Annotated in this window: 25 protein-coding genes and 1 pseudogene; 9 read left to right on the top strand and 17 right to left on the bottom strand. The window is 39.0% G+C overall.

The genetic code is table 11. From position 1 onward, the window contains the following. Positions 1-173 precede the first annotated feature (173 nt). A complete protein-coding gene (locus tag I6F42_RS18625; RefSeq protein WP_007585425.1) occupies positions 174-1,487 on the top strand; it encodes a peptidoglycan DD-metalloendopeptidase family protein in 1,314 nt (437 codons plus the stop codon). An 82-nt stretch (positions 1,488-1,569) separates the two neighbouring features. On the opposite strand, the gene I6F42_RS18620 is transcribed toward I6F42_RS18625, so the two are convergent. The 5 genes from I6F42_RS18620 to I6F42_RS18600 form a co-directional block, all read right to left on the bottom strand. Continuing rightward, a complete protein-coding gene (locus tag I6F42_RS18620) occupies positions 1,570-1,746 on the bottom strand; it encodes a hypothetical protein (RefSeq protein ID WP_007583822.1) in 177 nt (58 codons plus the stop codon). A gap of 13 nt (positions 1,747-1,759) precedes the next feature. Beyond that, positions 1,760-2,731, bottom strand: coding sequence for an aldo/keto reductase family oxidoreductase (locus I6F42_RS18615; RefSeq protein ID WP_197153028.1), 972 nt, complete (start codon positions 2,729-2,731; stop codon positions 1,760-1,762). 142 nt (positions 2,732-2,873) lie between these two features. Further along, positions 2,874-4,004 carry a sodium ion-translocating decarboxylase subunit beta gene (locus I6F42_RS18610; protein ID WP_197153026.1) on the bottom strand — a complete coding sequence of 377 codons (1,131 nt, stop codon included), beginning with the start codon at positions 4,002-4,004 and terminating at the stop codon, positions 2,874-2,876. Between the two features lie 13 nt (positions 4,005-4,017). Further along, positions 4,018-5,799: a sodium-extruding oxaloacetate decarboxylase subunit alpha gene (oadA, locus tag I6F42_RS18605; RefSeq protein WP_024594514.1), complete on the bottom strand. Its 1,782-nt coding sequence runs from the start codon at positions 5,797-5,799 to the stop codon at positions 4,018-4,020. A gap of 11 nt (positions 5,800-5,810) precedes the next feature. Continuing rightward, on the bottom strand, positions 5,811-6,053 hold the full coding sequence (locus I6F42_RS18600; RefSeq protein WP_007583814.1) for an OadG family protein: 243 nt from the start codon (positions 6,051-6,053) through the stop codon (positions 5,811-5,813). Between the two features lie 519 nt (positions 6,054-6,572). On the opposite strand from I6F42_RS18600, the gene I6F42_RS18595 reads away from it, so the two are divergent. From I6F42_RS18595 to I6F42_RS18585, 3 genes are all read left to right on the top strand, one after another. Further along, entirely contained in the window at positions 6,573-6,746 is a 174-nt protein-coding gene (locus I6F42_RS18595; RefSeq protein WP_002961939.1) for a DUF1328 domain-containing protein, read from the top strand. A 58-nt stretch (positions 6,747-6,804) separates the two neighbouring features. Beyond that, entirely contained in the window at positions 6,805-6,996 is a 192-nt protein-coding gene (locus I6F42_RS18590) for a hypothetical protein (protein WP_007378921.1), read from the top strand. A 132-nt stretch (positions 6,997-7,128) separates the two neighbouring features. Continuing rightward, entirely contained in the window at positions 7,129-7,596 is a 468-nt protein-coding gene (locus tag I6F42_RS18585) for a YcxB family protein (RefSeq protein WP_024608368.1), read from the top strand. 50 nt (positions 7,597-7,646) lie between these two features. On the opposite strand, the gene csrA is transcribed toward I6F42_RS18585, so the two are convergent. From csrA to ribA, 6 genes are all read right to left on the bottom strand, one after another. Further along, the gene (gene csrA / locus I6F42_RS18580; RefSeq protein WP_004587515.1) at positions 7,647-7,838 is read right to left on the bottom strand and encodes a carbon storage regulator CsrA; all 192 of its coding nucleotides are present in this window, start codon (positions 7,836-7,838) and stop codon (positions 7,647-7,649) included. 91 nt (positions 7,839-7,929) lie between these two features. After that, positions 7,930-9,147, bottom strand: coding sequence for an aspartate kinase (locus I6F42_RS18575; protein ID WP_197153024.1), 1,218 nt, complete (start codon positions 9,145-9,147; stop codon positions 7,930-7,932). Positions 9,148-9,153: 6 nt separating this feature from the next. Further along, positions 9,154-11,754: an alanine--tRNA ligase gene (alaS, locus tag I6F42_RS18570; protein ID WP_197153022.1), complete on the bottom strand. Its 2,601-nt coding sequence runs from the start codon at positions 11,752-11,754 to the stop codon at positions 9,154-9,156. Between the two features lie 19 nt (positions 11,755-11,773). Next, positions 11,774-12,226: a regulatory protein RecX gene (locus I6F42_RS18565; protein ID WP_007583805.1), complete on the bottom strand. Its 453-nt coding sequence runs from the start codon at positions 12,224-12,226 to the stop codon at positions 11,774-11,776. After that, on the bottom strand, positions 12,226-13,014 hold the full coding sequence (locus tag I6F42_RS18560; protein ID WP_007378958.1) for a BPSS1780 family membrane protein: 789 nt from the start codon (positions 13,012-13,014) through the stop codon (positions 12,226-12,228). The genes I6F42_RS18565 and I6F42_RS18560 overlap by 1 nt, the downstream gene beginning before the upstream one ends. An 81-nt stretch (positions 13,015-13,095) precedes the next feature. Then, positions 13,096-13,719 (bottom strand): GTP cyclohydrolase II, encoded by a 624-nt coding sequence (ribA, locus tag I6F42_RS18555; protein ID WP_007583803.1) that lies wholly within the window; start codon positions 13,717-13,719, stop codon positions 13,096-13,098. A 251-nt stretch (positions 13,720-13,970) separates the two neighbouring features. Here ribA and I6F42_RS18550 point away from each other — a divergent pair, with 251 nt between their 5' ends. Continuing rightward, a complete protein-coding gene (locus I6F42_RS18550) occupies positions 13,971-15,083 on the top strand; it encodes a TonB family protein (protein WP_197153020.1) in 1,113 nt (370 codons plus the stop codon). Between the two features lie 94 nt (positions 15,084-15,177). Then, positions 15,178-16,293, top strand: coding sequence for a TonB family protein (locus I6F42_RS18545; protein ID WP_197153019.1), 1,116 nt, complete (start codon positions 15,178-15,180; stop codon positions 16,291-16,293). A 65-nt stretch (positions 16,294-16,358) separates the two neighbouring features. On the opposite strand, the gene I6F42_RS18540 is transcribed toward I6F42_RS18545, so the two are convergent. The 3 genes from I6F42_RS18540 to I6F42_RS18530 form a co-directional block, all read right to left on the bottom strand. Further along, entirely contained in the window at positions 16,359-16,868 is a 510-nt protein-coding gene (locus I6F42_RS18540; RefSeq protein ID WP_010555492.1) for a hypothetical protein, read from the bottom strand. 99 nt (positions 16,869-16,967) lie between these two features. Beyond that, positions 16,968-17,417, bottom strand: a complete 450-nt coding sequence (locus I6F42_RS18535) for a low molecular weight protein-tyrosine-phosphatase (protein ID WP_010555493.1) — start codon at positions 17,415-17,417, stop codon at positions 16,968-16,970. A gap of 45 nt (positions 17,418-17,462) precedes the next feature. After that, entirely contained in the window at positions 17,463-17,969 is a 507-nt protein-coding gene (locus I6F42_RS18530) for a DUF3087 domain-containing protein (protein WP_010555494.1), read from the bottom strand. A 156-nt stretch (positions 17,970-18,125) separates the two neighbouring features. Between I6F42_RS18530 and I6F42_RS18525 the strand changes: the two genes are divergently transcribed. The 3 genes and pseudogenes from I6F42_RS18525 to I6F42_RS18515 form a co-directional block, all read left to right on the top strand. After that, complete coding sequence (locus I6F42_RS18525; protein WP_197153018.1) at positions 18,126-18,761, top strand: energy transducer TonB; 636 nt, start codon at positions 18,126-18,128, stop codon at positions 18,759-18,761. A gap of 14 nt (positions 18,762-18,775) precedes the next feature. After that, on the top strand, positions 18,776-19,384 hold the full coding sequence (locus I6F42_RS18520; RefSeq protein WP_231616402.1) for a sigma-70 family RNA polymerase sigma factor: 609 nt from the start codon (positions 18,776-18,778) through the stop codon (positions 19,382-19,384). After that, positions 19,371-19,991 (top strand): annotated as a pseudogene (locus I6F42_RS18515) (hypothetical protein); the annotation flags it as partial. The gene I6F42_RS18520 and the pseudogene I6F42_RS18515, both read left to right, overlap by 14 nt. A 93-nt stretch (positions 19,992-20,084) precedes the next feature. On the opposite strand, the gene I6F42_RS18510 reads toward I6F42_RS18515, so the two are convergent. From I6F42_RS18510 to I6F42_RS18500, 3 genes are all read right to left on the bottom strand, one after another. Further along, a complete protein-coding gene (locus I6F42_RS18510) occupies positions 20,085-21,776 on the bottom strand; it encodes a hypothetical protein (protein WP_138489630.1) in 1,692 nt (563 codons plus the stop codon). Continuing rightward, positions 21,760-23,502 carry a hypothetical protein gene (locus I6F42_RS18505; protein WP_197153017.1) on the bottom strand — a complete coding sequence of 581 codons (1,743 nt, stop codon included), beginning with the start codon at positions 23,500-23,502 and terminating at the stop codon, positions 21,760-21,762. The genes I6F42_RS18510 and I6F42_RS18505 overlap by 17 nt, the downstream gene beginning before the upstream one ends. Before the next feature lie 211 nt (positions 23,503-23,713). Beyond that, on the bottom strand, positions 23,714-23,989 hold the full coding sequence (locus I6F42_RS18500) for a hypothetical protein (RefSeq protein ID WP_197153016.1): 276 nt from the start codon (positions 23,987-23,989) through the stop codon (positions 23,714-23,716). Positions 23,990-24,131 lie beyond the last annotated feature (142 nt).

Here is a 24,131-nt window from a genome sequence, read left to right as displayed (position 1 = left end):
AAACAAAATGAATTGAGTCTTAGTTAGATAGGACGTTAAAAAAGGCTTCTTAACCCTGATTTTAGCGTAGTTTAAGGTTAGTTTAAATCTACAAAGCACTAGTATTCGTACATTATTAAGTATATCCTGCAATATTATGTATTTATTATCTTGACAGCAGAAAAAGGCACGTTATGGTTCACGTGGTTAACACTCTCCCAAAAAAACACAAATTGCTTATTTTAGGTTTAGTTTCTGCTATTGCCGGCTTGGCATTTCTTCCTTCTGAAAAAGCGACTGCTTCTAAAGACAATAATGCAGATGCATTAGAGATAGGCAAGCGCTATGAGTTACAAGTTAAAGTTGATGACAACGAAAAATTAACTGAGTTAAATTCAGAGCAAGCAGCAGAAAAGTTACCAGAATACGACTTTGTCGATCATAAAGTTAAAAATGGCGACAATTTAGCAATTATCTTCAAACGTGCTGGTTTTTCAGCTCAAACGCTCCATAAACTAATTAACACTAACGCAGAAACGCGCAAGCTAACTAAAATTCACCCCGGTGAAATACTTAGCTTTGCGACAGCTGAAGATGGCTCTTTGGCTCAACTGCGCTATGTAATTTCAAAAACCGATACTTTATTTGTTACCTTAAATGAAGAAGGTAACTACGATACAGCTATTGATAGTAAAGAAATTGAAACGCTAACCAAAACCGCTGGCGGCGAAATATCTAACAACTTTTGGACCTCAGCAATAGCGGCTGGTTTAAGCGAACGTCAAATAATGAACTTTGCTGACATATTTGGTTGGGATGTTGATTTTGCAAACGACATTCGTAAAGGCGATGTGTTTGGCTTAATTTACGAGTCTCATTATGTTGATGGCGAGTTTATTGGTACCGGTAAAATTATTGCCGCTGAATTTGTAAACCAAGGTCAGCGCTTTGCAGCGATTCGCCATACCGACGGCAATTTTTATACGCCTGAAGGGCGTAGCATGAAAAAAGCATTTTTACGTGCACCTGTAAGCTTTAAGTATATTAGTTCGAGCTTTAATCCTCGTCGCTTACACCCAGTTACTGGGCAAGTTAGAGCGCACCGTGGTATCGACTTTGCGGCACGCACTGGCACACCGGTGGTTGCATCAGGTAACGGTAAGGTAGTTAAAGCGGGTTACAGCAAGTACAACGGTAACTACGTATTTATTAGCCATGGCACACAATATGTAACTAAGTACTTACACCTAAATAAGAAACTAGTTAAAACGGGCCAAAAAGTTAAACAGGGCCAACAAATTGGTACTGTAGGTTCTACGGGTCGTGTTACTGGCGCGCATTTACACTATGAATTTTTAGTAAATGGCGTTCACCGTAATCCTAAAACAGTAAAACTTCCTAAGTCAGAGCCACTACCTCGCTCAGAACTTGCTAAGTTTAAACCGATTGCAGATAACTTTATTGCCCAACTTGAGCGCAATCGCGAGCTACAGTTAGCACTTAAATAAAGTTTATTAATAAACATTAAAAAAGCCTTTGCAGGTTAAACCTGCAAAGGCTTTTTTGTATACGCTAAAAACCATTAATACATTAATACATTAATACATAAATGAGCTGAATCACTAAAGACACCATCACTAATGGCCAAATATATTTGCTGTATTTGGTTGCACCGTTGAGCCCTATTTTACTTTGATATTTTTCAAGCAATGGAATAAGTATCGCTAGCGCGACAAACAAACCAATTAAAATAACGAATATATTCATATCAATGCCCTACTTATGGTAACTCATGGCCTTTAGCGCTTACATAAAGTGCATACCAATGCTCACGAGTTAGCTGTACGTTTACAGCATCACAAGAGGCTTTAATACGCTTGGCATTAGTTGTTCCAATAATCGGCTGAATAGATGCGGGATGGCGCAGTAACCATGCAATGACAACAGCCTCAGCAGATGTATTATAAAGTGCAGCCAGCTTATTAACTAAAAGACTGGTGTTTATATCAGCCTGCGATGCGTTTGATAAATCACTGCCACTGTATAATCCTTGGCATAAACTGCCCCAGCTTTGAATTTGAATTTCAAAATGGCGACAGTACTCAATACTACCGGGCGTAAAATTAAGATCCTTACCGTCACTGTTACCGGCATATACACCTTCATCAACAAACTGATGCTTTTGTAAACTAGCCTCAATTTGATTAGCCACAATCGGCATATCAAGTGCATGCTGTAAAAAATTCATTTGATGTTGCTGCATATTCGATACTGCAAAATTGCGCACTTTACCGCTTTCTTTTAAGCAACTAAATATACGAGCAATTTCGTTAACTTCCATGAGTGGATCAGGACGATGTAGCATAAGTACGTCTAAATAGTCTGTATTTAATCGCTTCAAGGATGCTTCAACTGATTGCTCAATCCACTTTGATGAAAAATCATAGCGCTTTGGCCCTAAGTCATCTTCAAAACGAATCCCACACTTAGATTGAATATACATGTGCTCTCTAAGCTCTGGTCGCTCGCTTAATGCTTTACCAAAAACCTGCTCCGCTTTACCAAAAGTATAAATATCAGCATGGTCAAAAAAGTTAATGCCACCTTCAATAGCGTTATCTATGCATTCATGAGTTTGCTTAACATGTGCATCAGTGATTGCGTCTTTATTCCAACCGCCTCCCAGACCCATGCATCCGAATACAAGTTTACTAACATGAGGTAAGTGCTTTGCTAAAGGTGTGTGAAGCATGATAACTATCCTTAAAATTTTGAAGAGCTGTTACTGTAAACAAAAAGCGCTGAACAAGAAACCATTTAGCGGTGAACAAATTAAGAACAAAAAAAAGCGCAGTAAACTGCGCTAAATAATTTATTAACTACCACGTTAATTATTAGCCAACAAGTGCTAATAAAATACCCGCAGCAACTGCACTACCAAGTACACCCGCTACGTTGGGTCCCATAGCATGCATAAGTAAAAAGTTATGTGGGTTGCTTTCAAGGCCAACTTTATTAACTACTCGTGCCGCCATTGGCACAGCCGATACACCTGCTGCCCCAATTAATGGGTTTATAGGTGTTTTAGATATGCGGTTAAGTCCTTTTGCCATAAATACGCCAGATGCCGTACCAATTGCAAAAGCCAGTGCGCCAAGCACTAAAATACCAATCGTCTCAACAGTTAAAAACTTATCTGCAGCAAGCTTTGAACCTACAGCTAAACCTAAAAATATAGTTGTAATATTGATGATTTCGTTTTGAGCACTGTTACTTAATCTATCAACAACACCCGACTCTCGCATTAAGTTACCTAAACAAAACATACCTACAAGCGGTATAGCAGCCGGTAAAAACATAGCCGTTAAACTAAGCACCATAAGAGGGAAAATAATCTTTTCCTTTTTAGATACTTTGCGAAGCTCTGGCATCTTAATTTTACGTTCTTCTGGGGTTGTTAACGCACGCATAATTGGCGGCTGAATAATTGGTACTAATGCCATGTATGAGTATGCGGCTACCGCTATTGCACCAAGTAAATCAGGTGCCAGTTTTGACGCTAAAAATATTGCAGTCGGTCCATCTGCTCCACCTATAATCGCAATAGCCGATGCATCCTGTAAAGTAAACTCAAAACCTGGCACATAGTTAAGTAATATAGCGCCAAACAATGTAGCAAAAATACCAAACTGTGCAGCCGCACCTAATAACAACATACGTGGGTTTGCAATAAGCGCGCTAAAGTCGGTCAGCGCCCCTACTCCCATAAATATTAATAACGGAAAAATCCCCGTATCAATACCCACGTAATAAACGTAATACAAAAGCCCACCTGGGTCTGACAAACCTGCCACTGGTACATTTGTTAAAATTGCACCAAAACCAATTGGTAATAATAATAGTGGTTCAAAGCCTTTAGCTATCGCTAAAAACAGTAATAAACACCCTACCGCAATCATAATTAACGATGGGATTGTAAAGTTAGCAATGCCAGTAGCATTCCAGAGGTTTAAAATACCTTCCATCCTCTATTTACTCCTAAGCTAATGCAATCATAGCGTCGCCGGTAGTTACAGCATCGCCTTCACCAACTAACACTTCAGCAATTGTTCCGGTATGCGTAGCGCGTATTTCAGTTTCCATTTTCATGGCTTCCATAATAATCACTACATCACCTTCGTTAACAACTTGCCCAGCTTTTACCTTAATCTTAAAAATATTACCGGCTAAAGGTGCGTTAAGGGTTTCACCTGATGCAACTGAAGCAGACTGAGGAATGTGCTCAGAGTCTTTTAATGTTACCTCTTTTAGCTCACCACCTTGCGCCACTACTACGTCGTAAACTTTACCATCTACTTTTACGCTGTATTGCTCAGCTTTAACGCTGTTATTATTTGATCCCGATTTTGGTGCTGCCTTATTGCTCTTATCTTCAACGGTAGGAATAGGCTCAAATGCATCAGGGTTATTACGATTTTTAATAAATTTCAAACCAACCTGCGGAAATAATGCATAAGTTAGTACGTCATCAATTTGCTCATCAGCAAGTGTTAAACCTTGCTCTTGCGCTTCTTTTAATAATTCAGCTTCAAGCGTTGCAAGCTCTGGTGCAATGTTATCTGCAGGGCGACAAGTAATAACCTCTGCTCCATCAAGCACACGCTCTTGTAGCTCTTTATTCATTGGTGCTGGTGTTAAGCCATATTCACCTTTTAATACGCCAGCAGTTTCTTTAGTAATTGTTTTATAGCGCTCACCCGTTAGCACGTTAAGTACTGCTTGAGTACCTACAATTTGCGACGTGGGTGTTACTAAAGGTAAAAAGCCAAGATCTTCACGTACACGTGGGATCTCAAGTAAAACTTCATTAAGCTTATCTGCCGCGCCTTGCTCTTTAAGTTGGTTTTCCATGTTTGTAAGCATACCACCAGGTACTTGAGCTAGTAAAATACGACCATCAACCCCTTTTAAGCTACCTTCAAATGCCGCATATTTTTTACGTACATCTCTAAAGTAAGCAGCAATTTCTTCTAGATGGTTTAAATCAAGGTCAGTATCGCGCTCAGTTCCTTCAACTATCGATACAATAGTTTCAGTTGCTGTGTGTCCGTAAGTCATACTCATTGATGAAATAGCGGTATCAAGCATATCAATGCCTGCATCAATCGCTTTTTGATAAGTCGCAGTACTTAAACCTGTTGTAGCGTGGCACTGCATAGCAATAGGAACCGATACGGTTTCTTTAAGTGCTTTAATTAGTTTTTCAGCATCGTACGGCTTTAATAAACCCGCCATGTCTTTAATACAAATTGAGTGACAGCCTAAATCTTCTAATTGCTTAGCAAGAGTCAGCCACATATCAAGCGTATGAACAGGACTTACCGTGTACGAAATAGTACCTTGAGCATGCGCGCCTACTTTTATAGCCGCTTTAATCGCTGTTTCTAGGTTACGTACATCGTTCATTGCATCAAATATACGAAATACGTCAACGCCATTTTTATGTGCGCGTTCTACAAACTTTTCAACTACGTCATCAGCGTAATGGCGGTAGCCTAATAGGTTTTGACCGCGTAATAGCATTTGCTGTTTAGTATTAGGCATCGCTTTTTTAAGCGCACGAATACGCTCCCAAGGATCTTCGCCTAAATAACGAATACACGAATCAAATGTAGCACCGCCCCACGATTCAATAGACCAATAACCTGCATCATCTAGCTTGCTAGCAATAGGTAGCATATCGTCTAGGCGCATACGTGTTGCGAGCAATGATTGGTGCGCATCGCGTAATACCAATTCTGTTAATTTTAATTTAGCCATGTGTGTGCCCCTTATTTATTATTTGATTTGTACTGAGCAATGGCAGCACTAATAGCAGCGATGTGCTCATTAGGCACACCTTGAGATTTAAAAGACGGTGATTTAGCTGGTGATGCCTCTGGTTCGCTATAGCGCGTCACCAAATTAGACATAAGCGTTACTGCACCAATTAATATCGACAGAAATACAAACACCCCAACCATACCAGTTAGCATTAAGCTACCAGCCGTTGTGAGTAGAGCACCTATATCCATTTTTCTCCCCCTTGAAACCCATATCGAAAATAAAAAATCGATTTAATTAAATATTTATTCACTGGATAATAACAAAACTAGTCGCTTTGTCTACATCTTGTAAATTGGTAAAACCAATTAAACTATAAACAACATAACACTCAACAAATTTACATGCCATAACCCAGCAATCATGCGCCCTACAATACATACAGAAAATAACGACTATAGCTAATAGTTATATGGAAGTTGTTAATTAACTATTCAACTTAATAAAAATAACCGCCAAATTTTATAATAAGTACAAAAACACACATCAATTGTTAATTGGTCTTACCAAAAACATTATTTTTAGTGAATATTTACCGGTAACTTGTAACAGTGTGAATAACTTACATAACAAAGCGTAAAAATTACTAACTAACTAATAACTAAAAACACAGTTAAAAACCATAACTATCTGATATAAAACAAAAATAAACTTTGGCATATAACTGGCATTAGTTATTGTGAGCAAATTTGATAACCAAGGAGAAAACAATGTTACGCTGGACAATTACATTTTTAGTTATTGCTTTAATCGCTGCAGTGTTAGGTTTTGGTGGCATCGCAGGTGCCGCAGCTGGTATAGCAAAAATTATATTTTTTATATTTTTAGTACTTTTAGTGATCTCATTAGTTTCAGGTGCACTACGTGGTAAATCACCCAGGTAGATAAAGCATTCAACTAACAAACACTAAAATTTAATTAATACTTACAAGGAATTACATTATGAATTCAACAACTGTAAAAGCAGCACTAATCGGTCTATTCGCAAGTTTCTTCATCATGGGTTGTGAAGACAATCATGCAGAAGACGCAGGCGAACGTATTGACGAAGCAGTAACTGACGTGCAAAACAAAGTAGAAGATGCATGTGAAAATGTTAAAGAAGGCGTAAACGCTGAAGAAACTAACTGTTAATTCTTCTTGTATCGCTAAAAAACGGCCTTAGGGCCGTTTTTTTGTGTCTGTAATAAAATCACTGACTATAAAGCTGCTCATTTAGCGGTTAGCTTGTTAAAATAAAAAAAACGATATTTAAAGCAAGGCAATATGGCATTTACAACAACCTACACACTAGATAAACCTTACTTTTACGAGTGCTTTGATGAGTCACTCCCCTACAGTAAGCGCGCCAAACCTAAGTACTTTTTACTTGTACTCCTCGTTGCGCTTGGTTTATTTGGCATTTATGTTTTAAACGATCATTACTTAGGATCGTTTATGATCATGCTAGGTGTACTAGAGTGCGTCGCTTTTTACTATCGCAGACCTTGGTGGGTAACCAGACAAATGCTCAGCAGAGCGTCAGGCTCTGAGGTAACACTTACCTTTGATGAGGAAGGCATTAAATCGGCTAATCATTACAAAAGCTTTCAGCTAACTTGGCAAGACATAAGCGAAGTAATAGATACTCAGCAAGGTATTATTATTAAAAATAAAAGCGGAATGCAGTACATTTCAAAACAAATACTAACCCCAGAAATACTCGCCTTTATAAACAAAAAAGCCACTCAGTGAGTGGCTTTTTGACTAGTTGAGTTAATTACTCAACTACGTATACGTGTTGATTAAGCATTGCCCGGATTAGGGTTCGACTTTTCAGCTTGTATGCGCATGTAAATCTCTTCACGATGCACTGATACGTCTTTTGGTGCATTAACACCGATTCGAACTTGATTTCCTTTAACACCTAGAACAGTAACTGTTACTTCGTCACCAATCATTAGGGTTTCACCTACTCTACGAGTTAGTATTAGCATTCTCTTGCTCCCATGTTCCAATAAAAATTATAAGATTCCGCTTAAACATACTAATGAAAATTAGACTGAAAAGTAAGTAAAAACTCTCAATCTATCCATTTTCTGTTAAAAATGCTTTGTGTAATGCACGAACTGCCAACTCTAGGTACTTTTCATCTATTAAAACTGAAATTTTGATCTCAGAAGTCGAGACTAAAACCACATTAATATTTTCCTGCGCTAATGCATCAAAAAATAAACTTGCTACACCAGAATGCGATTTCATACCCATTCCAACAGCAGAAACTTTAGCGACTGTTGGTAATCCGCTTATATTTTGAGCACTGAGTTGAGCTTGATCTTCGCTCAATAATTCAAGTGCTTGCAGATAATCATTCGAGTGCACAGTAAAAGCATAGTCTATTTTTTCAAAGATATGATTAACTTGATTAATCATATCTATTTCGATGCCATTATCAGCAAAAAGTTTCAATATTTTTGAAAGATATTGCGTACCGCTTGGCACACCATCTACTTTAATTAAACATTCGTCACGATTAAACGCAATCCCCGATACCACCTTGCTTGGCATATCGTTCTCCTCAAAACTTATTAATGTGCCTTCATCAGGATTAAAACTAGAAAGCACCCTAAGTGGCACATTGTGTCTACCTGCAGCTTCTACCGAGCGAATATGCAAAACTTTTGCGCCTAAACTTGCCAGCTCCAGCATTTCGGCAAAAGTAACTTGGCTCATTCTGCGCGCGTTAGGTTCAACACGAGGATCTGTAGTATATACGCCGTCAACGTCTGTATAGATCTGGCATTCGTCGGCATTTATAGCCGCTGCTATTTCTACAGCCGATGTATCGGTGCCGCCGCGTCCAAGCGTTGTAATATTGCCCTCAATATCACGTCCCTGAAACCCAGCAATAATAGCAATACGATTATGCTCAAGCTCATGCTTTAAGCGCGTAGCAGCAACCTCAGCAATACGAGCTTTACCAAACATGTTGTCGGTTAGAATATTGACTTGATCAGCTAATAAGCTTACAGCTGAATGACCACGTTTGATAATAGCCATAGCAAGCAGTGATACAGAAACCTGCTCTCCGGTGCTAATAAGTACGTCTAGTTCACGGCTACTCGGGCGAGTATCAATTTGTTTGGCGAGGTTAATTAAGCGGTTGGTTTCTCCCGACATAGCAGAGAGAACCACAACCACTTGATGTCCTTGTTGTCTGGTTTTAACAACAAGGTCGGCGACTGCTTCAATTCGCTCTATTGAGCCGACCGAAGTGCCACCGAATTTTTGAACAATAAGCGCCACTTAGGCTTAAGTACGCTCAGTTAACCAAGCTGTAACGCTATCTAGTGCAGCAGCAAGGTTTTGTGGCTCACTACCACCGGCTTGTGCCATATCTGGACGACCACCGCCTTTACCACCTACTTGGCCTGCCATGTGGTTAACTAACTCACCGGCTTTTACTTTACCTGTTAAGTCTTTAGTTACACCGGCAATTAGGCTTACTTTGTCGCCACTGGCAACACCCAGTGCAATAACACCTGAGCCAATCTTGTTTTTAAGGTCATCAACCATACCGCGAAGCGCTTTAGATTCAGTACCTTCAACGTTTGCTACAAGTAGCTTAACGCCATTAATTTCAACAATCGAATCAAGTAAAGACGCGCCCGCTGCACTTGCGAGCTTATCGCTAAGTTGTGCAATTTGCTTTTCAAGGCCTTTAGATTTTTCAAGCAACGCAGTTACTTTTTCAAGTACCGATGCGCTATCGCCTTTAACTAAAGCTGCAACATCGCTAAGTTGTTGCTCTTGCTCGCTAACGTACGCTACAGCATCTGCACCAGTTACGGCCTCAATACGGCGAACACCTGCGGCAATACCGCTTTCAGATACAATTTTGAATAAACCAATATCGCCAGCGCGCTCAACGTGAGTACCACCACAAAGCTCAATAGAGTAGTCGCCAATAGTAACTACACGTACTTCGTCATCGTACTTTTCGCCAAACAATGCCATAGCACCTTTCGCTTTAGCATCATCAATAGCCATAAGCTCAGTATTAAGTGCAAAGTTACGACGAATTTCGTCATTAACTACACGCTCAATTTCACGTAGCTCATCTTTAGTAACTGCTTCAAAATGCGAAAAGTCAAAACGTAAACGATCTGGCTGAACAAGTGAGCCTTTTTGGCCTACATGGTCGCCTAATAATTGGCGTAGTGCTTCGTGTAAAATATGCGTAGCTGTGTGGTTTTTCTTAATGCTGTCGCGGCGCGTATCATCAATTGTTGCGTCAACTTTGTCATTAACACCAATACGGCCTTGTACAGTACCGTGGTGAGCAAAAGCATTACCAAGCTTAGTGGTATTAGTAACATTAAATTCGCCACCAGCAACTGTAATAGTACCCGTGTCACCCGTTTGGCCGCCTGATTCAGCGTAAAACGGTGTGCGGTCTAGTACTACAATACCTTGTTGACCATCTTCTAATAACTGAACAGCTTCGCCACCGGCAAAAATTTCAATAACGGTCGCGCTATAATGTGTGCTGTCGTAACCTTTAAAGTCAGTGTGTTTATCTGATTTTAATTGGTCATTGTAATCTGCACCAAACTTACCCGCTTGTTGCGCTGTTTTACGTTGTACAGCCATACATTCTTCAAAGCCCTGATGATCAATCGTCATCTCGCGCTCACGCGCAACATCGGCCGTTAAATCAGCTGGGAAACCATACGTATCATAAAGTTTAAATACTAAGTCGCCCGGTATAATATCGCCTTTAAGGTCGCTTAAGCTTTCTTCTAAAATAGCTAAGCCACGTTCAAGTGTTTTACCAAACTGTTCTTCTTCAATGCGTAATACTTTTTCAATAATTTCTTGTTGCTTAGCAAGCTCAGGGTACGCTTGACCCATTTGCTCAATTAGCGCAGCAACTAATTTATAGAAAAACGAACCTTGTGCACCTAACTTGTTACCGTGGCGCACAGCACGACGAATAATACGGCGCAGTACATAACCACGACCTTCGTTAGATGGCATAACACCGTCTGAGATTAAAAACGCACACGAACGAATATGATCGGCCACTACGCGTAGTGACTTATCGTCCATGTCTTGTGCATTAGTAACACTTGCAGCAGCAGCAATTAAGCCTTGGAATAAATCGATTTCGTAGTTTGAATGCACGCCCTGCAAAATAGCAGAAATACGCTCAAGGCCCATTCCCGTATCAACAGATTGCTTAGGTAGAGGCAACATTGTACCGTCGCTTTGACGGTTGTATTGCATAAATACAAGGTTCCAAATTTCGATGAAACGGTCGCCGTCTTCCTCAGGAGAACCCGGAGGACCGCCCCAAATATGCTCGCCGTGATCATAAAATATTTCAGAACACGGACCACACGGACCAGTATCACCCATAGACCAAAAGTTGTCTGAGGTCGCAATACGAATAATACGATCCTCTGGCAAGCCAATTTCGTTAGCCCAGTAACCAAACGCTTCTTCATCATCGTGATAAATAGTTACTAAAAGTTTCTCTTTAGGTAGGCTTACTACCTCAGTTAAAAACTCCCATGCAAACTTAATCGCGTCTTGCTTAAAGTAATCACCAAAGCTGAAGTTACCTAACATTTCAAAAAATGTATGGTGGCGAGCAGTGTAGCCTACGTTTTCTAAATCGTTATGCTTACCGCCAGCACGTACACAGCGCTGCGAGCTTGTCGCACGTGTATAAGGGCGGCTTTCTGCGCCTAAAAATACATCTTTAAATTGCACCATGCCGGCATTGTTAAATAACAACGTGGCATCGTTACCCGGTATAAGCGAGCTAGAAGGTACTATTTGATGTTGCTTGCTGGCAAAAAAGTCTAAAAACTGTTGCCTAATTTGTGCGGTAGTCATGTGCTGCATTTGAAAGTCTCACCTGTATTTACTGTGCTTGCATTGCAAAATTAATTTCATCGTAGCTAAAACCCCGATACATTAAGTAGCGCACGCGCTTAGCTTTATCTTTGTAATCGAGATCGGCCGGTGTATTCGAATATTTTTTATTGTACGCATCCTGCGCAAGCTCAAACCAATCTACTTCAAGCTCTTCAACTACCAATTCAAGTAGCGAACGATCAATCCCTTTGCCCATAGCTTCGCTTTGTATTCGCTTAAGCCCGTGGCATTTAAATATGTGTTTTCTTACAAAGCCTTCACAGTATCGCTGCTCGTTAATAAAATTATGCTTTTCGCACCAATCAAGCAGCGTTTCAATAAACTCTTCTGTCGCTTCTTTTTGCTGTAATTTGAGCGTTAACTCTCGACGCGAATATTCTTGGCGCCCTAGTAACCAAAGTACATAGTTTTTTAGTTTTTGCTTTAATTTATCATCCATTAAGCGTCAAAACGCCCGCTTGTTTCACTGCTAAGTGGCTTAACATTAATGTCGTCACTTGGTGGTACAACAGGCATAAAAATGGCTTGATAAGATACAAAAAAGCTAATGTAGCAAATCGGCATTAAAATCAACAGTGGTAAGAACGATAAGAACATCGAAAGCGCCATAAATAATGCGCAAATAAGGCCAAAAACGCCAAGTGGCAAAATGTTATGATAAAACACCATTAACGATTTTTTAAGCGCCGTTAAAATACGTGTTTCTTTACTAAAATAAACAAGCGGTACAGCGTAAGCAAACGCCGTTAAATAAATTAGCATTGCCATAAAAAACAAAATGACATTCGCGCCCGAAATACTCTCAAGCATTTGTTCAAGTGCTACATTTGGATCAAGTCCTGGTTGGCTCATAACAGCTACTGCATCGGCAAATAAGCCATTAGCAAGTAACGCCATTAAAATGCCCGCACCCATCTGATAAAGTGCTAAACGCAATAACCCTAAACGATTTCCCTTAGCCGTAAATGGCTTGAGAATATCGGCTAGCATAATTTTTCCGCCCTGCTGCTTACTAAGCACCGCTTGGTAAAACCCTGCGGTTAAAAATGGCGTAGCTAGTGCTGCTACTACTTGCAGCAGCGGTAAAAATAAAGACAGCAGCCCTACAATACCAATAAATAAATGCATAAAAATAAAGGTTGCTGGCTGGGTTTTAAAAATAAGCCATCCAGCTTTTAACCACTTTAGCCCTGCATCGGCTTTAAAAATTCGTAATTGTGTAGACATACTTGCTCTTAATTTAAAACGAAACACGCCAAGTATAACTTGGCGTGAGGGGGTATTAATAGACGAAACGTAATTAAATGATTAAGGTTTTTTAATTTTCTTAATATCTAACATATGCGCGCCATGCTTAATTTTTGTTTCTAGGTACGATTTATTACCCGCAACACCCGCTTTAATGTGCGCATGCGTGCCCACAACCGAGTCAACATTAATACCGGCATCTTTTAATGCGTTAAGCTTTTTAGGATTATTGGTCATTAATTTAACGTGGCTTAAATTAAGCGCATTAAGCATTAACACCGCATCCGAAAAATCACGTAAATCATCAGCAAAGCCTAAATGATTATTAGCTTCGTAGGTGTTCATACCTTGCGATTGCAATACGTAAGCATCAATTTTGTTGTATAAACCAATGCCACGACCTTCTTGGCGTAAATACAATAAAATACCGCCTTGCTCGTGCATCATTTCAATACATTCATTTAGCTGCTCGCCGCAATCACAACGCGATGAGTAAAATACATCGCCTGTTAAACACTCAGAATGCATACGAATAAGCGGTACATCTTGCTCTGTATCAGCGTTGTTAAACACCATAGCAATATGTTCTTTACCATCTTTTAAATCAGTAAATGAGATTATTTCTGCAGGGATATCACTATTTCTGCCAACATTAAGCTGGACTCTTGCTCTTACTTGCGCCACGACAAATCCAAATATTTAAATAACTACGACACGACAATAAAGTGATAATATCACAAAATAGGATAAATACACCGTAGTACAAGACTGTTTATGGCAATTATATGGCGACGACAGGCGTTATTTTCAATGATTGTTAAGCAATTAATAACCCGAATATTACAACCTCGCTTGTTTACTTTAATTTACCTAAAATAATGACAGGCCTTGATAGTTTTGGTAATTTTATGGGCTAATAAATAATAGGGATTATTATGAAGCACCAACAGCTCGCCATATCGATAGGATTAAGCTTATTAGCCTTTGCTAACTCCACTTTCGCAAACCAAGTAAATAGCATTCAAGTTGTATCTGCAAACGCCGAAGAAACTGACTCAGCATTTGTTGCAGCCAAAGAACAAGCTGAAAAAGAAGCACAACTTGCCTATCAAAAAGGGCTCGCTCTATATGGAGAAAATAGCAATGAAACAGCAAAGCTTGCTATTAACTACGCCGAAGCCATCAATAATTATACTTCAAAGAACATTATGGTTATAGGGAATGGCAATGAAGAGAAACGGTTTGATTTGTATTCACAGGCCCACCGTATTTTAGTTAAAAACTATGGTGAAAACTCAATAGAGACTATGGATACGCTACTAGCCAAAGCCACTCATACCAATAAATCACACATCGCAGTCAAAAACTTTAAGCAACTCATTAAAATCGCTGAATTACAAAATAACCCAGGCCTTGTCGCCAACATGCAATTTGAAGCTGCAGAAACATTACTTTATAGGTTTAGCCATAGCGAATACTCTTTAGCGAAAATATACGCTCAAGATGCAGATAAATATTACCAAGCCCAGCTACCTGATAATGCAGTAGAGCGTATAAAGTCTGACCTTTTAATGGTTTCATTTGAGAGTGGCCGTAAAGATTACGACAAAGCAACTAAAAGGCTAAACCGTATAGTTGGCTTATTTGATAAATATAAAAATTTAGATCAAAGCTTTGAGCTTAATGCGCATGTAGGCTTAGTTCAGCTATATGAAAAACAAGATGAAAGCGATAAAGCGACTAAACACGCCTTAGCCTTTGCTAAAAATACGCAGTGGGAAAATACCTCAGAGCAAAATCCACTCTATATAATCGATCCTATATACCCTCGCGGAGAATATAAAAGTCATGTAATAGTTATATTAGAGATTACTGTTGATACCCATGGCTTTGTGAAAAATCCTAAGGTTATTAGTTCTGAAGGTTCTAAAGCGTTTGAAAAATCAGCGATAGCCGCTGTTAAACAATGGCGTTACGCTCCAAAGTTTAAAAATGGAAAACCTGTAAATGCAACAACTCAAGCTGAACTGTATTTTGAACGCCTTTAAGTAGTTTTACCATTCAGTCAAAAATTATAATTAATAAGAAAACGATTGTAATTACGTCAACCTAGTTTCAATTTAAAAGTTAATAGGGATTATTATGAAACGTCAGCAACTCGCTTTATTTACAGGCTTAAGTTTGTCTGTTTTAAGCGCAACAACTTTAAGCACTACAGCACTTGCAAGCCAAGTAAACGATCCTCAAACAGTATTTAGCCAGGCATATCAAAGCTATTTAGCAGCAGTTAAAGCAAACAAAAACGTACAACAAACTGCCAAGCTTGCTTACACATCGGGTAAAACTGTTTATGGCGAAAGCTCAGATAACACCGCTAACTTAGCTATTAACTACGCAAAAGCCATTAAAGGCTACGGCGATGAGCTAAACGAGCAGCTTTATACCCTTTATAACGAAGCCCATACTATTTTAGCTGCAAACCACGGCAAACAATCAATAGAAACAGTAGATGCACTGCTCGGCCAAGCTAACTACACAACATCGGCATATCAAGCAGCTAACTTTTTAGAACAAGTAATTGAAATAGCTAAAACACAAAATAATCCTAAGTTTGTAGCCGACATGAAACTAGAAGCGGCAACGCTATTGGCTAAAAAGCATAGCCACAAAAAATACCGTGAAGCTAAAAACTACCTAGAAGAAGCCGACGAATACTACCGTGAAAATATTCCGAGTAGCTCGGTAGAGCAAATTAAAGCCAATTTTTTAATAGCCTCATTTGCCGAAGGTAGCAAAAAATATAACCGAGCAATTGAGCGCTTAAATAATATAGTTACGGCATTTGACGATAACTTAAGCTTTGATCACAGTGCTGAGCTAACTGCTCACTCAAAACTTGTAGGTCTGTACGAAAAACAAGGTAAAAGCGAAGAAGCAACTAAACATTGCCTAGCTATCGCTCAAATGGTGCCATGGAAAGAATCACAAGAGCAAACACCACTCTATCGTGTTAATCCTAAATATCCAGCGCATAAAGCCCGATTTAGTACCGATGGTAGCGTTGTTATGGAGTTTGAGGTAGACACCGCAGGCTTTGTAAAAAACCTAAAAGTGCTTAGTTCTGAAGGTGGCAACGCATTTGAAAAGTCAGCCCAAGCAGCTGTTGAGCAATGGCGTTACGCACCAAAGTTCGAAAATGGTAAACCCGTTAGCGCTATTTCTCAGGTACAACTCGACTTTAAAATTAACCGTCACTAAAAGCGGCTCATTAAAAAAGGCGCTTTGCGCCTTTTTTAAAACTAACTAATACAAAACTCACGTAGTTAAAATTCATAACTTACGCTAATACCGCCATCAGCTCTTTCTTCGTTGCTGTCGCTTGTTTTGCCATAGCCCACATCTAGCTCTAATCTAAAACCAGCACTGTTCAACCCGTTAAAGTTATAACTGTACGTAAGCCCTATGCCGTTTGTTGTTTCTTCATCAAAAATACCGCCAATTACACAACCTAGCGTATTCGCAAAGTCAGTTGCTACATCATTAGTTGAACTTTCACACTCTTGGTCTGTATCTCTTGCACCAATAGCGCCCACAAGTACGCCAAATGCATGCTTTTTATTATCGCTTACTGCTTGTTCAAAACCGGCAGAAAATCCATCATCAAGGCCTAGTTTATAGTTTGCATACCAGCGTTGTGTGTCGTCGTTAGCCGACAAAGACACTTCAGGAATAACTAAGTAAGGGTAGCCACCCCCAATCGAAAAACTAACATCGTTAGCAAAAGTAGAACAAGAAGCGATAGATAAAGTGAGTAGTAATATTTTTATTTTCATAAAGTTCCCTTTGAGTAAGCATAAAATGTACTTACTTTAGGAACATCATGCAATACGACAAAAAGCTCGTTAAATTTAGCTTTAGTAATAAAATAGGGATTAAATTTTAGCGAGTATTTTATCGCTAGCCGCTTCTATTAAATCGAGCACATTTTCAAAGCCATCATCGCCGCCGTAATAAGGATCGGGAATAGCGCTTTGGGCTTGCTCGCCATATTCTAAAAATAGCGCCAGCTTATAGCGTAAATGCTCAGGGCATTGCGCTGTTAAATCAGCTAAATTTTGCGTATCGGCCGCTAAAATTAAATCAAACTCAGTAAAGTCGCTTGTACGTACTTTACGCGAATAAATACCTTTAAAGCTATAACCACGTTTTTCGCCTGCAGCCATTGAGCGACTATCAGGCGTTTTACCTTCGTGGTAACCAATAGTCCCTGCCGAATCCACTTTAACGTTAACGCCTAGCTTTTTAGCACGGGCTTTTAATACCGCCTCTGCAGTTGGCGAGCGGCAAATATTACCTAAACAAACTATGAGTACTTTTTTCATTAAGGCTCCTCTAACTAATTTAAAAACCTATGTTTTAAAACTGTTTTAAAACTGTTTTAAAATACTTTCTTCGTAATCTTCAACGTTAAGCGTTACGTTATGTTGCGCTGCAACAGATTCAAGCTCAGCTTGTTTAATGGCTAAATCGTCCATAGTGATTAGGTTATCGTCTAACTGCCACAATAACCGAGAGCCCGCGTAGCTATAATGAATCGCTAATAACGCATCGGCATTACCTTCACGGCCAGCGGCTTTTAACTTAGCCATTTTACGGGTTATTTTATTAAGTGCTTTTTTAAGCTCCCACACATAAACAACTTCTGTCATAAACGTATGTGTACGATATTTATGAAGTAACCACGCAAGCCCAACGCTAGTAATAGCAACGCCTATTAAGTTCCAATGAAAGTGGCTACCACTTTCATCAGGAAATAAAGCAATCAGCGTTTGCGATATAGCCAAGCTGCCTACCGCCAAACCAATACCACATCCTGCAATAACACGGTTTAAATGTTTACGGTAACGTGCTTTATTTATTTCAATGAGTTGCATAACAGCCTAAAAAGTTAATAAGTAAAAGAATGCGAATGGCTATTGTAACTAAACCCCACATTTTTTATAAAATTATTTCACCCCTTTTTGATTTGCCACCCGTTATAGCTTTGGAAACACCCTAATTGTAGTGGTCAATAAAACTTGGAGCGGCTTATGCACACACTTGAAGTACCTAACAACCCAGTATTTATTAAAACATCGACTGCCGTTATCGGCGGCGCCGCAATGACCTTTGCAGCTTTTGCGTTTATGCAATACTTAATAAGTGGCGAGCAACGCGCACCGGTTAAACCAGGGGACGATATTATAGTAGAGATTTTTCACCTCCCTGAGGATTCAAAGCTAAGGCATATACAAAAAATACAGCCGCCACCGCCAATCCCTAAAGTGCCGCAAAAAGCTCCACCGCTTGATACATCAGCCGATCCTGTGTTGGCAATTAGCGACTTTACGCCGATTACAATTGACGATTTTGGTGGCGACATTAACAACACCATTAATCGCCCAACAGGGGATGCAACACCCATAGTGCGCATTAACCCTAAATACCCAACCACAGCAGCGCGCGATGGTATTGAAGGTTGGGTGCAACTAAGCTTTAGTATTTCGCCAACGGGGGAAGTAATCGACCCAGTAGTTATTAACGCCGAGCCAAAACGTACCTTTGATCGCGAAGCAATAAGAGCAATTAAACGCTGGAAATATCGCCCCAAAGTAATTGAAGGTGTGGCACAATTACAAACAGGTCAAACTGTACAGCTCGATTTTAAATTAGATAACTCTATTTAACGGACTAAACGCCTATGCTACTAAGTATTAAGTCATGGTTATTTGAAACGCCAAGCAAGGACTGCATGGCAAGTTATGCAAAAAGTGGCGACAATCGTTACTTAGAGCAGCTTATTGCCCTCTACAGTAACGACTTATACCACTACCTTGTTACGCAATCTAATACCCATTTAGCATACGACGTAAGCCAACAAACATGGCTAAAAGTAATCGAAAAACGCCACCTTTACCAAGCGCAAACCACACCCAAAGCGTGGTTATTTAAACTTGCCCGCAACACACTCATTGACGAATACCGCAGGCAACAGCACTTTGTAGAGCTTGACGAAAACACGCATTTAGCAGCACAAAATGATAAAAGCGAAAACGACTTAACTAGTGGAAACTCGCATATAGATAACTTGAATATAGGCAGCTCAAACATAAGTTATAAAGCGTTCGACGCCGCCCTAAAACAACTCAGCTTTGTACAGCGCGAAGCCATTACATTACAACAAGAAGGCTTTTCGCTCACCGACATAGAACTTATAACGCAAAGCAGCCTTGAGACCATTAAAACAAGGCTGCGCTATGCCAAGCAAAACCTTAAACGTTTATTAGGAGCAAACAATGAACAAGCCTGATGAGCCGTTTGATCAAAAGCTCACACAACACTACAAAGAGCGAAAAGCGCGCACAACACTTACAAGCGATCAGCAAAAAGCGCTACTTAATAAAGCCACGCACACAAAGCCTAAAAAGTTCGGCTTTACGCTACAGCTAACCAGCCTTGCCTGCGCACTGGGTGTGTTCGCCTTTATTGTGTTTGATAATAACAACAGCATAAATACCACGCCTAAAACCGTGCTTAACAGCGTATTTAACACTATAGACATTCACGACTATTCATTTATAAAAACACACGAAATAAATCAAGCAGGTAGCTACGCAAGCTCCATAAACGAGCAAAAACACGCACTTGATAGTCAATTAGCTAACGATTTACGCCGCCACCAACAACGCCACATAGAATACGGCACTCTAGTGAAGGTAGATAACGACTGGTACATAGCCAGCTGTAATGATGAAATGCTCGTGCAAATTAAGCAGTCACTGTTGAATGATTTAAAAGGTAAACACGCGGTTGAAAGTAATATAAATACGGGTGATATGCTCGCTATGGCGCATAACGGCAAAGGGCAGATTATTGCACTTAAACATGCGGGTGCTGGGGTTAGACAGTGTGGGGCTTGGGTGGTTTGGGATGGTGATAATTTAAATAGTAAATTATCACCTAGCTTAAAGAGAATTCACGCTATACAGAAGAGGCTCGCAAATGTAGATTTATTTCATCTCAGGAAATAATAAATTAAATGGCGTAGGGTAGCGATAATGTCGACAAGCGACTAAAGCCAATGGTGTATAGCCCTGCTTTACGGCTGAAAGCTCCCAAAAAAAATTAGAATGCTTACACTCTTCTTTTACGTGCTTTACAGCAGCCACACCATTTATTGGAAAGTTAGTCGTTGCCACTCCATGCTGGTTAGTACCTGAAAAAAAATACTCCTCAGAAGTTTCATTTGGATACCAATATTGAAGAGTACAGTGCTTCAAGCTTTTATTGCAAAACTCTTCTAATATTTCTGCTAAGTCAGGCATATCGTACAAATTGCAGAACAAAGTTAAAGCGGGATAAAGAATACTCGCTTTTGTCATTGACTCTTTATAAACAATATCCATTTTTTCTTTATTACGATGCTCTAGTAATTGCTCATATGCATGCAGGTTTGTGGGATACATACCATTAAACTCATAAGAGTAAGTAACACGATCAATGATGGCATCCAACCAACTTTTTGCGAAGACATCATCTTGACTGCTTTGGTATAAAAGGTGAAGAGCTAATACCAAGTCTATCGCCTGATCATCTTTATAGGGTGAAAGCAATAAAGGGTTATTAACAACTAAATGATTTATTGCTCTTTTTACTTTACTTAGTTTGTTTTGCAGTATTTCAAATTCTTCACTCTCGTATTTTTTCGAGATATCTTTTTTATACAATTCCGTCAGATTAAATAACAACCATTGCCCCCTAAGAGCTAAGCGACCTAAAATATCAAATAATTTTAGATTAATGCTTATTGAACATGGTGCAGAGATTAAATGTGATATTGCATGTCTTTTATCTACAAATGGAAATATCACTTTTTCAAAATACGCCTCGGTGATCGTATGATAGGTATGTAAAAGCCCTTCAAATGCATTACGGATGGACTTTTGATTAAGGTTATCTTTAATTGAGTCCCATGTGACAAGTAAAGAGTATTCTGCTAGTTGATAAGAAGCCTCTAAGCTATCTTGTTCTCTATGTTGACTAAATATCAACCACAAAGCTAAATTCACTTGATTGATGGATTTAATAGTGGAGGCTTGTTTCTTATCTTTATCAAAAATAAATTGCAGTAATATACTGAAGTATTTTCTAGATTCTACTGGTTCATCAATAAGCGCAATTGACTTATGAAGTAAAGGCTGCCAACCAACGGGGAGGAGTGCTTCAGTGAACATATATTCAAGAATTAGGCTTGATAACTTATCGCCATTCCATTCTTCAAAAGATAGATCTTCATTTGTATGTTTTCTAATATAACCTGTAACGTCCTGCCTTACACCTGTAATGATATGACCACCAAAGCACAAGCAAATAACAACAGGCTTAGCCTTGTGTTCAAGAGGAATTCGGCTTTCTATAAACGAGTCTTGTATTTCATCTAGTGACCAACGCAGCGATTGCGGTGAATCACCTATCCAAGTACTGCGTGTTAGGTTTTTTTCTTTAACTGAGAATAGATAAACTTTATCAACGTCACCATTTATACTACCTACAGCAGCGATATCTACGCCGTATTCTTTGAACCCTCGAGAAGGCTTTATAAATACATTTAAACCCATCTGACTCAACAAATCAGGTAAAATAACATCAAGTTCATCTCTTTCCTTTAATGAAGCTAAATACTCCTTAAGCATCTTTTTCATTTATGAACCTCTCATAACGAAACACCCTTAGCATCATTTCTAAACCTTCAGGATCAACTACAGTCATTTTGGGAATGTCTATTTTTTGCGAAAACGAGTGCAGCGTATTCTTCATTCGTTGACTTTTACTTCCTAAAATTGAAGGTGTGACTACGTCATTACCATATAAAATAGTTTGTGTTGTAGCAATTAAATTAACTATAGAACCTTTCCGTGCTTCATTCATACTTTGAGACATTTTCACTTCAAAATCTCGCCAGTAAAGGTGAACTTCTTTTTGAGGCGCTTTTAATTCTTTGATCTTATTTATGCCTTTAAAATTTGCATTATAGCTATCTAATTCAGATAAAAGTTGGTCGATAACAACCAAAATATCGCTGTCCGCACTCTCTTGTATTTTTGTCAGAAATTCTTTTACTTTTTCCGTATAACTTAGAAGTAATGGATCATAAATCAATCTAATTATTTGTTTTTTTGTATCCGCCGTCGTATGGGAAATAATTGAGAGTAAAAAGCTGACAACAGCGATTGGACTATAAAAAAGCCAGCCAACAGCTTTTTTAATCATAAATAAAAACTCACTATCTGTAAGCGGTAAAACTGATTCATCAATTGAGAGTTCAATCAAGTATCTATCACCTTTAGTAATTACATCATGCAACGCACAACACAGTTGAACATCTCCTATTAAAAGCCATTTTGTAACTATTCTATTTAAAAAATCTGAATTTCGCTCATTCACAAGCTCATGATCTAGGTGCTGAAAATCACTAACTTTAAGCTCATTATTTTTTATAAGTAGGGTTTCAAGTAAATCTTCTACTAAAGAACATTTCTCACCATTAATTTCATTTCTAATAAAATAGGACAAGTGATCTAGTGTTTTAGATTGAGCTGGCGTTGTATTTTTGAAATAAGGTATTAGAAATGTAACGACGTTATCAGGAAGATCTTGTCCATTAAAAGCTGCTAGGTATGAAGCTTCTTGTATTACCAAGTGTTCATATTTCTGAAGACATTGTTCAAACAATAACTGGGCTTGAGGCCATAATATGGGAGTTTGTTTCGCAATAAGAAAAGCTGAGCGAAAAATTTCAGATTTTTCAGAACTACCTGTTTCAATATTTAAAGCGCTTTCTAATAGCTTTAGACGAACTGATGGCATATCTAAATCATTCAATGAGACCCGACCTATAGCCGAATATATCTGTAATCGTATACCCGCACTTTCGTGCTTGATCAACGTCGAAAGTTGTTCTATTACCCATGAAGAGTCGAGTTTCGCAGCAGCCATTATTGTATTAGCTAATAAAGGATAACTATTTTCCGGTTGCTCTAATATAAAACTTAAACCAGCTTTACAACGATCTAAATTTTGCTGGCAAAACAAAAAATAGGCTTGTTCATAATCGCCATAAACTAATTCTTCATCTTTTAAGTGAACGAATACATTAACAACATCAATCACAGTAGTATCAAGTTTGGGCAATACAGAACAATAGGCAAATGTCAGACTTGAAGAGTTATAATTATTTTCTTGATTTGTTAGCTTTAGTAATTGCTCATTCAGATCCAAGATTTGATTATTGTGGAGATACGCCAACTCTTCAGCTATTAAACTATCTTTATTACGAATATCTCTGAAATCCAAGTCATTTAAAACCTTAAGTAAGGTATCGTTTTTTACCGCATCCTCTAGAGTCGCTTTTATTTCCGCCTGTTCCATTGCAGAACCTTTGAATTAAGGGATAGTATTTAATCCCACTTTAAATTGACAGATACCACAAGTCAATTGAGGAGAAATATCATCATTCTAAACTAAGCTTCTGAGTTAGCGCTTATTTATTTAATTTGCAAAACCTGCTGGGCTAGATTTTGCATCCCATCCCTCAGAGTCAGGTCTTATTTCTTGCCAAACTAAAACATAAATTTCACGTTTAACAATTTTCCCGACATCGCGACATGAAAATAGGTAGTTGATGAGTAATTTCACGCATTGGTATCTTATCTTCACCATTTACTTTCACATCTATCAATATTTGAAGGGAGTAATGTGATGCTCGGTGGTACAGGGAAAGCTCAGGGGATATAAGCGTCAGTATACCTTTGCCGCTGTCGCCAGCACGATAAAAACCTGAATGAGGTTTTATGTTGTATTTAACTTTCAGGCTACCGCCCGGCGCGCCAGCAAGCTGTTCGCCTACAATAAACACTACATATAACTAGCTTTTGGTGTGCTCATTGCATTGGCGAACAGTTGGGTTTCGTGTCACTCAACCCAACCTTGTATCTCTTCTTGATGAGTGTTTAGCTAGCACTTGTCACATCGGGAAGACAGTGAGCTCGTACCCAACC

This window comes from Pseudoalteromonas sp. SWYJZ12 (assembly GCF_015864395.1).
GTDB classification, from domain to species: domain Bacteria; phylum Pseudomonadota; class Gammaproteobacteria; order Enterobacterales; family Alteromonadaceae; genus Pseudoalteromonas; species Pseudoalteromonas arctica.
Note: the sequence above shows the minus strand (reverse complement) of the source record. Positions and strands in the feature narration are given on the sequence as shown.

What these genes read in the sequence shown, in the direction of transcription:
- I6F42_RS18625 (WP_007585425.1), top strand. Translation starts at nt 174, where the DNA reads ATGGTTCACGTGGTTAACACTCTCCCAAAAAAACACAAATTGCTTATT.
- I6F42_RS18620 (WP_007583822.1), bottom strand. Translation starts at nt 1,746, where the DNA reads ATGAATATATTCGTTATTTTAATTGGTTTGTTTGTCGCGCTAGCGATA.
- I6F42_RS18615 (WP_197153028.1), bottom strand. Translation starts at nt 2,731, where the DNA reads ATGCTTCACACACCTTTAGCAAAGCACTTACCTCATGTTAGTAAACTT.
- I6F42_RS18610 (WP_197153026.1), bottom strand. Translation starts at nt 4,004, where the DNA reads ATGGAAGGTATTTTAAACCTCTGGAATGCTACTGGCATTGCTAACTTT.
- oadA (WP_024594514.1), bottom strand. Translation starts at nt 5,799, where the DNA reads ATGGCTAAATTAAAATTAACAGAATTGGTATTACGCGATGCGCACCAA.
- I6F42_RS18600 (WP_007583814.1), bottom strand. Translation starts at nt 6,053, where the DNA reads ATGGATATAGGTGCTCTACTCACAACGGCTGGTAGCTTAATGCTAACT.
- I6F42_RS18595 (WP_002961939.1), top strand. Translation starts at nt 6,573, where the DNA reads ATGTTACGCTGGACAATTACATTTTTAGTTATTGCTTTAATCGCTGCA.
- I6F42_RS18590 (WP_007378921.1), top strand. Translation starts at nt 6,805, where the DNA reads ATGAATTCAACAACTGTAAAAGCAGCACTAATCGGTCTATTCGCAAGT.
- I6F42_RS18585 (WP_024608368.1), top strand. Translation starts at nt 7,129, where the DNA reads ATGGCATTTACAACAACCTACACACTAGATAAACCTTACTTTTACGAG.
- csrA (WP_004587515.1), bottom strand. Translation starts at nt 7,838, where the DNA reads ATGCTAATACTAACTCGTAGAGTAGGTGAAACCCTAATGATTGGTGAC.
- alaS (WP_197153022.1), bottom strand. Translation starts at nt 11,754, where the DNA reads ATGCAGCACATGACTACCGCACAAATTAGGCAACAGTTTTTAGACTTT.
- I6F42_RS18565 (WP_007583805.1), bottom strand. Translation starts at nt 12,226, where the DNA reads ATGGATGATAAATTAAAGCAAAAACTAAAAAACTATGTACTTTGGTTA.
- I6F42_RS18560 (WP_007378958.1), bottom strand. Translation starts at nt 13,014, where the DNA reads ATGTCTACACAATTACGAATTTTTAAAGCCGATGCAGGGCTAAAGTGG.
- I6F42_RS18550 (WP_197153020.1), top strand. Translation starts at nt 13,971, where the DNA reads ATGAAGCACCAACAGCTCGCCATATCGATAGGATTAAGCTTATTAGCC.
- I6F42_RS18545 (WP_197153019.1), top strand. Translation starts at nt 15,178, where the DNA reads ATGAAACGTCAGCAACTCGCTTTATTTACAGGCTTAAGTTTGTCTGTT.
- I6F42_RS18540 (WP_010555492.1), bottom strand. Translation starts at nt 16,868, where the DNA reads ATGAAAATAAAAATATTACTACTCACTTTATCTATCGCTTCTTGTTCT.
- I6F42_RS18535 (WP_010555493.1), bottom strand. Translation starts at nt 17,417, where the DNA reads ATGAAAAAAGTACTCATAGTTTGTTTAGGTAATATTTGCCGCTCGCCA.
- I6F42_RS18530 (WP_010555494.1), bottom strand. Translation starts at nt 17,969, where the DNA reads ATGCAACTCATTGAAATAAATAAAGCACGTTACCGTAAACATTTAAAC.
- I6F42_RS18525 (WP_197153018.1), top strand. Translation starts at nt 18,126, where the DNA reads ATGCACACACTTGAAGTACCTAACAACCCAGTATTTATTAAAACATCG.
- I6F42_RS18520 (WP_231616402.1), top strand. Translation starts at nt 18,776, where the DNA reads ATGCTACTAAGTATTAAGTCATGGTTATTTGAAACGCCAAGCAAGGAC.
- I6F42_RS18510 (WP_138489630.1), bottom strand. Translation starts at nt 21,776, where the DNA reads ATGAAAAAGATGCTTAAGGAGTATTTAGCTTCATTAAAGGAAAGAGAT.
- I6F42_RS18505 (WP_197153017.1), bottom strand. Translation starts at nt 23,502, where the DNA reads ATGGAACAGGCGGAAATAAAAGCGACTCTAGAGGATGCGGTAAAAAAC.